This window comes from Halopseudomonas sp. (assembly GCF_036961105.1).
Classification (GTDB): Bacteria; Pseudomonadota; Gammaproteobacteria; order Pseudomonadales; family Pseudomonadaceae; genus Halopseudomonas.
This window is the reverse complement of sequence record NZ_JBALWW010000053.1, coordinates 1-749: the sequence shown is the minus strand read 5'-3', so window position 1 is coordinate 749 and position 749 is coordinate 1. Positions and strand designations below refer to the sequence as shown.

Here is a 749-nt window from a genome sequence, read left to right as displayed (position 1 = left end):
GGTTCATCAGGTACGCCCGGCCAAGAATGATAAGGCAGTTGCGCAGGGTGCAAGGCCCCCAGGGCGGTGGTCAGTAGGGCTTTGCTCTGGTGCCTGGCGGCCGCGGGATTGGGGAACAGGGCGCAAAGCTCATTCTTCAGCAGCAGGGTGGCCAGCTCGCCTGGCTGCAGGGGCAGGTCATCACGCAGCCAGCCGTTGATCAGTAAGGGCGTTGCGGCGGTCTCCATATCACCTATCTCGTCATACTGCAGTTTGCCCAGCCGGAAGTGCTGGCCTTTGCGCATGATCAGGCGCACCAGCAGTGCACGCGAGATTTTTGGCGTGGCGGCAAAGGTGTGGGCAAAGCCAAGTTCCTGTTTGTTCAGCAGATCGGGATAGCGCGCGACCACCCAATCAAGGACGGTCTGAAAGTTGCTGAGGTAGTAGAAGTCGGCAGCGTTGGGTATAGGCATAAATACAGTACTGGTTGTGCGTACAGTATTGTGGCGCCGTGACGCTGCGCTTGCAAGTGAGAGCGGGGGCGGCTGCGCTGCCGTTCATCAGCCCGCTGGTGGTCAACCAGAGAGCAGCGGAGTGATGTCAGTAGAGATCATTCAGGTTCAATGCGAGCATGGCGGCCAGCTCAGTGACTGGCAGTGGTTTGCTCAGGTAGTAGCCCTGCACCATATTGCAGCCGAGCTTGCGCAGGAATTGCAGCTGCGCCGACTGCTCGACTCCTTCGGCCACGACCTCAAGCCCAAGCTTGTGCG

The 749-nt window shown here is 59.7% G+C and carries 1 protein-coding gene and 1 pseudogene; both read right to left on the bottom strand.

All coding sequences use genetic code 11. The features are described 5' to 3' along the window. A pseudogene (locus tag V7756_RS18940) lies at positions 1–452 on the bottom strand (VRR-NUC domain-containing protein); the annotation flags it as partial. 127 nt (positions 453–579) lie between these two features. After that, a partial coding sequence (locus tag V7756_RS18935) for an EAL domain-containing protein (RefSeq protein ID WP_335611754.1) occupies positions 580–749 on the bottom strand: 170 nt, incomplete at its 5' end.